The sequence below is a fragment of the Dietzia sp. CQ4 genome, assembly GCF_014145125.1.
Classification (GTDB): Bacteria; Actinomycetota; Actinomycetes; order Mycobacteriales; family Mycobacteriaceae; genus Dietzia; species Dietzia natronolimnaea.
In genome coordinates this window covers 21,748-27,747 of the sequence record NZ_JAALDZ010000077.1, presented here as the reverse complement: position 1 = coordinate 27,747, position 6,000 = coordinate 21,748, and the positions used below count along the sequence as shown (strand labels likewise).

The window sequence follows — 6,000 nt, the reverse complement described above, 5'->3', positions numbered from 1 at the left end:
GGCGACGTCCTGCTCGCCTCCTGCCCGTCCCCGGCCGTGGAGCGCCGGGCCCGCCGCCTGGCCCGCGCACCGGTGGGCGGCGCGGCCTCGAAGGTCGACATGGTCCTGTCTGGACCGGTCCCCTGGCGCGACGCCCGGGTGCGGGACGCCGGGACCGTGCACCTGGGCGGTGACGCGGAGCAGATCGCGGCGGCCGAACGCGACGTGGCGGCGGGCCGTCACGCGGACCGGCCGATGGTCCTCGTCTCCCAACCGTGGGTGGTGGACCCGGGGAGGGTCGCCGCCGACGGACGACGACCCCTGTGGACGTACGCACACGTGCCCGCCTACTCCGAGCTGGACCAGACCGAGCAGGTCCTCCGCGCCCTGGAGGAGGTCGCTCCCGGCGTCCGCGACGTGGTGGTGTCGACCCGCTGTACGCCCGCGTCGCGGATGGGCCGACACAATGCGAACTACGAGGGCGGCGACATCGCCGCGGGCCGCGTCGACCTGCGCGGACTCATCGCCCGTCCGGTGCCACGGGCGGATCCCTTCGCGACCGGGGTCCCGGGGGTGTGGCACGCCTGCGGGTCCACGCCCCCCGGTCCCGGTGTCCACGGGATGGCGGGCCAGCACGTCGCCGAGCGGATCATCCGCGGTTGACGAACCCGCGCCCCGGCGGAGAGCCGACCTACTGGTAGGACACGAACCACGGCCGGGGTTCGACCGCCATGGTCTGCTCCGCGGTGAAGGTCGGCGTGTCCTCGTCGTAGAAGTTCTTCCAGGCCATCCAGATGTCCGGGGACAGCCCCTGCTGCAGGACCTCCCACGTCTCCAGCTTCATCTCCGGGGTGCCGTGCCCGTCGGCGTGGAGGGAGATCGCCACCTCGGGCCGTGAGGTGTCGATGTCCTCCCGGTCGGTGATCATCGCCAGGCTGAACTGGTGCAGGATGAGCAGCTTCTGTGGCCCCCCGGTGTCGCGGGTGAGATCGGCGAGCCAGTGCGTGACCCGGTTGATCTCCTCGGCGCTCGCGCTGCCGATCTGGGCCCCCGGGCGTTGGCCGGGTTCGAGCTTCCACTCGGGGTCCAGCGCCAACCCCACGTTGGGCCGCTTGAGCAGCTCCTCGAACAACCGCGCCTGGTCGAGGAGGTCCGCCATCCCGGGCTGCAGGTCGATCACCGCGTAGCCACCGGCCTCGGTGATCGCGTCGATGAGGGGCTCGAACTCCTCCGGCGCCCACTCGTTGGTGTAGTTGCCGTCCGCTCCGGGGGATGTGGAGGCGACGGTGGCGATGATCTCGAACGCGGGGATGACCGGCTCCGGTGAGTACGGCTGGTATTCCTCGACCAGTTGCCGCACCCGCTCCGCGCTCTCCTCCGGACCCTGCTCGCCGAGGATGCCGAGGGCCGGGGTGATCGGCGACCCGTATGCCGCCACGAAGCGCCGGCCCGGGAACAACAGCTGTCCCCCGCCGGGGAGCTGGGGGACGGAGCGGGCCTTCTCCACCCGGTCGGCCAGCTCGTCCTCGGTGCCCCATCCGGGCCCGAGGGCGATCACGGTGTCGGCGTCCATGACCGCCTCGACCGAGCCGCCGTCGACCCGCGGGTCCGGAGCCCGGAGGTGGGAGACGGCCGCTCCGCTCGAGACGGCGGTCGCCACCGCGGCCACCGGGGTCCGGTCGTACACGAGAACCCGCGGGGCCTCCTCCGCCGACCAGGCGGGTCCTCCCGCCGAGAACTCCTCGACATCCGACGCGGTGTCGCCGCCGGCGGTGAACTCCCCGACGACCATCAGCGACGGCGAACCCGGGGCCTGATGGACGGTGACGTCGTCCACGCGGTCGCCCGGGATCTCCTGCTCGGACTCGAACGTGATCCCGGTGAGCGACTCCAGCTCGGAGCGGTCCTCCGGGGCGTCGACCACCTCGCCGTCGTCGGGTGTGAACGTCACCTCGCCGACCCGCAGCACCCGCTCGGCGCCCATCCGGTCCAGCTCGCTCGCGAGGGCGTCGTCACCGCCGGCCACCGCGGTGAGCATCGGCGCGCGCAGCCCCACCGCCACGGACGCCGCGCGGGCCTGGGCGGCCTCGTCCGGCGCGGCCACCACGACCACCGGGGCGGCCTCCACCAGGAGACGGGTGGTCTCGACGCCGGAGGAGTCCGCGTCGACCGCGATCCTCGCACCGTCGACCTGAGCGGCGGTGATCCCCGGCCCGTCCTCGTCCGTTCCCGATGTGCACGCGGCGGTGGACAAGACCAGGCAGAACGAGAGGACCGCCGCCCCCACTCCTCGGTTGAAGTGGCGCACGGCGGTCCTCCTGAAGCTCGGGAATCGATCCCGGTGGACCCTACAGGGGTCTCAGGCGGTCTCGGTGATCGGCCGGTCGACCCAGCTCATCAGGTCGCGCAGCTTCTGCCCGGTGACCTCGATCGGGTGCTCGGCGTTCTCCTTGCGGAGCTGCTCGAGCTCCTTGTTCCCGCCCTCGACGTTGGCCACGAGGCGCTTGGTGAAGGTGCCGTCCTGGATGTCGGACAGGATCTCCTTCATGCGCTCCTTCGTGCCGGCGTCGATGACGCGCGGGCCGGAGAGGTAGCCGCCGAACTCGGCGGTGTCGGACACCGAGTAGTTCATCCGCGCGATGCCGCCCTCGTACATGAGGTCGACGATGAGCTTGAGCTCGTGGAGCACCTCGAAGTAGGCGAGCTCGGGTGCGTAGCCGGCCTCGACCATGACCTCGAAGCCCGTCTTGACGAGCTCCTCGGTGCCGCCGCACAGCACGGCCTGCTCACCGAACAGGTCGGTCTCGGTCTCGTCCTTGAAGGTGGTCTTGATGACGCCCGCGCGGGTGCCACCGATCGCCTTGGCGTAGGACAGCGCGAGCGCCTCGCCCTCGCCCTTCGGGTCCTGCTCGACGGCGATGAGCGCCGGGACGCCCTTGCCGTCGACGAACTGACGGCGCACCAGGTGGCCGGGCCCCTTCGGGGCGACCATCGCGACGGTGACGCCCTCGGCGGGCGTGATCAGACCGAAGTGGATGTTGAGGCCGTGGCCGAAGAACAGCGCGTCGCCGTCGTTCAGGTTGGGCTCGATGTCCTCGGTGAAGATCTGCGCCTGCGAGGTGTCGGGGGCGAGCAGCATGATGACGTCGGCCCACTTGGTGGCCTCGGCGGCGGTCATGACCTCGAGGCCGGCCTCCTCGGCCTTCGCGCGGGACTTGGAGCCCTCGCGCAGACCGATCGCGACCTCGACGCCGGAGTCGCGCAGGCTCAGCGAGTGCGCGTGCCCCTGCGAGCCGTAACCGATGACGGCGACCTTGCGGCCCTGGATCAGCGACAGATCCGCCGAGTCGTCGTAGAACATCTCCACTGCCATGGTGGATTCCCTTCGTGTTGGTTCGTGTAGCCGGGACTTGTGTAGGAGTCGAGACTATCGAGTGGTGGTGATGGACTTGGGGCCGCGTCCCAGCGCGACCATGCCGGACTGCACGATCTCGCGGATGCCGTAGCCGTCGAGCATCCGCAGCAGCGCGTCGAGCTTGTCGGGGGTACCCGTGGCCTCGAGCGTGAGCGATTCCGGGGAGACGTCCACGATGTGGGCGCGGAACAGACTGGCGATCTCGACGATCTGGCCACGGTTGGTGGTGTCGGCGCGGACCTTGACCAGGGTGAGTTCGCGGGCGACCGAGCCGGCCGGGTCCTGCTCCACGATCTTGATGACGTTGACCAGCTTGTTGAGCTGCTTGGTCACCTGTTCGAGGGGGAAGTCCTCGACGGCCACGACGATCGTCATGCGTGAGAGCCCGTCGGTCTCGGTGGGGCCCACCGCGAGGGACTCGATGTTGAACCCGCGCCGGGAGAACAGCGACGCCACGCGCGCGAGCACGCCGGGCTTGTCCTCCACCAGCACGCTCAGGGTGTGGGAGCGGGCGGTCACTGGTCCTCCTCCTGGGCGGCGAGCACGGCGGCGTCGATCCGCTCGGTCACCTCGTGGACGTCCGCGGCGTCGTCCGCCACGGAATCGGTGTCGTCGAACAGCGGCCGGATGTCCCGCGCCGCCATGATCTCGTCGTTGGACGTACCCGCCGCGACCATCGGCCACACCTGGGCGTCCTTGCCCACGATGAAGTCGATGAGCACCGGGCGGTCGTTGATCTCGCGGGCCTTGGCGATGACCTCGTCGACGTCCTCGGCGCGCTCACAGCGGAACGCCACGCACCCGAGGGCCTCGCCGAGCTTGACGAAGTCGGGGATGAGCTTGGACTGCGTCGACAGGTCGGTCTGCGAGTAGCGCTGATCGTAGAACAGCGTCTGCCACTGGCGGACCATGCCGAGGTTGCCGTTGTTGATCAGCGCCACCTTGATGGGGGCGCCCTCGATCGCACAGGTGGCGAGCTCCTGGTTGGTCATCTGGAAGCACCCGTCGCCGTCGATGGCCCACACCTCGGCGTCGGGACGACCGAACTTGGCCCCCATCGCCGCGGGGACCGAGTACCCCATGGTCCCGAGCCCGCCCGAGTTGAGCCACGTGCGCGGCTTCTCGTACTGGACGAACTGCGCGGCCCACATCTGGTGCTGGCCCACGCCGGCGCAGTAGACGGCGTCGGGGCCCGCTGCCGCGCTGAGGCGCTCGATCACGTACTCCGGGGAGAGCGAACCGTCCGACTGCGGTCCGTATCCGAGGGGGTACTCGGAGCGGATCTCGTCCAGTTGCCCCACCCAGGCGGTGGGCTCGGCGAGCGCTCCGGAGTCGCGCTCGCCGCGCAGCGTCTCGACGAGCTCGACCAGCACCTCCTTGATGTCGCCGACGATCGGCACGTCGACCGCGCGGTTCTTGCCGATCTCCGCCGGATCGATGTCGGCGTGGATGACCTTGGCGTCGGGGGCGAAGGTGTCGAGCTGGCCGGTGACCCGGTCGTCGAAACGGGCGCCCAGCGTGACGAGCAGATCAGACCGCTGCAGCGCGGCGACCGCCGCGACGGTGCCGTGCATGCCGGGCATGCCGTAGTGCAGCCGGTGCGAGTCGGGGAACGCACCGCGGGCCATCAGGGTGGTGACCAACGGGATCCCCGACAGCTCGGCCAGCGCCAGCAGCTCCGCGGAGGCGTCGGCCTTGATCACCCCGCCGCCGACATACAGGACCGGGCGCTGGGCCTTGGCGATGAGCCGGGCCGCCTCGCGGATCTGCTTGCCGTGGGGCTTGGTGACCGGGCGGTACCCGGGCAGCTTCATCTCCGGCGGCCACGAGAACGTCATCTCGGCCTGCAGGACGTCCTTGGGGATGTCCACCAGCACCGCGCCCGGTCGGCCGGTCTGCGCGATGTGGAACGCCTCCGCGATCATCCGCGGGATGTCCTCGCCGTGCGAGACGAGGAAGTTGTGCTTCGTGATCGGCATGGTGATGCCGGAGATGTCGGCCTCCTGGAAGCCGTCGGTGCCGATGAGCGCGGTGCCCACCTGCCCGGTGATGGCGACGATCGGAACCGAGTCCATCTGCGCGTCCGCGAGCGGCGTCACGAGGTTGGTGGCCCCGGGGCCCGAGGTGGCCATGCAGACGCCGACCCGGCCGGTGGCCTGCGCGTACCCGGTGGCCGCATGCCCTGCGCCCTGCTCGTGCCGGACCAGCACGTGTCGGACCTTGACCGAGTCGTAGAGGGGATCGTAGACGGGCAGGATCGCGCCGCCGGGGATGCCGAAGACGACCTCGGTGCCGATCTCCTCGAGGGACCGGACCACCGCCTGGGCGCCCGTCATCCGCTCGGGGGCCGCGGACCGGGCCCTGTGCTCTGCACCCGGACGGGGTCCGGGCTGTGCCGTTGGTGCGCTCACTTCAACTGTCCTTCATGGTGGTCGTGGAGCTGACGTTCGTCGCCGCACCCGGTCCGGTGGGACCAGGGGAACCCGGCAACAAAAAACCCCCGACGGCCACGGGGGCCGGCGAGGGTGCGCGTCGACGGAAAGCCAGGTAGCGGCTCAGGCGCCGACGCGCCGGCCGAGTACTAGACCGTTCCAGGTGTTCACGCG

At 70.6% G+C, this 6,000-nt stretch carries 4 protein-coding genes and 1 pseudogene; 1 reads left to right on the top strand and 4 read right to left on the bottom strand.

Annotated features, from left to right (window positions below; all coding sequences use genetic code 11):
* Window positions 1-642: pseudogene (locus G6031_RS05400) on the top strand (NAD(P)/FAD-dependent oxidoreductase); the annotation flags it as partial.
* A gap of 28 nt (window positions 643-670) precedes the next feature.
* Here the strand turns inward: G6031_RS05400 and G6031_RS05395 are convergent.
* From G6031_RS05395 to G6031_RS05380, 4 genes are read right to left on the bottom strand one after another with little or no spacing between them, the layout of a single operon-like run.
* On the bottom strand, window positions 671-2,287 hold the full coding sequence (locus G6031_RS05395; RefSeq protein ID WP_182643914.1) for a hypothetical protein: 1,617 nt from the start codon (window positions 2,285-2,287) through the stop codon (window positions 671-673).
* Window positions 2,288-2,338: 51 nt separating this feature from the next.
* A complete protein-coding gene (ilvC, locus tag G6031_RS05390; protein ID WP_182652694.1) occupies window positions 2,339-3,352 on the bottom strand; it encodes a ketol-acid reductoisomerase in 1,014 nt (337 codons plus the stop codon).
* Between the two features lie 54 nt (window positions 3,353-3,406).
* Entirely contained in the window at window positions 3,407-3,913 is a 507-nt protein-coding gene (gene ilvN / locus G6031_RS05385; RefSeq protein WP_179525519.1) for an acetolactate synthase small subunit, read from the bottom strand.
* Window positions 3,910-5,805: an acetolactate synthase large subunit gene (locus tag G6031_RS05380; protein WP_179525520.1), complete on the bottom strand. Its 1,896-nt coding sequence runs from the start codon at window positions 5,803-5,805 to the stop codon at window positions 3,910-3,912. The genes ilvN and G6031_RS05380 overlap by 4 nt, the downstream gene beginning before the upstream one ends.
* Window positions 5,806-6,000: the final 195 nt, after the last annotated feature.

Coding starts and splice junctions, on each gene's coding strand:
- ilvC (WP_182652694.1), bottom strand. CDS start 3,352: ATGGCAGTGGAGATGTTCTACGACGACTCGGCGGATCTGTCGCTGATC.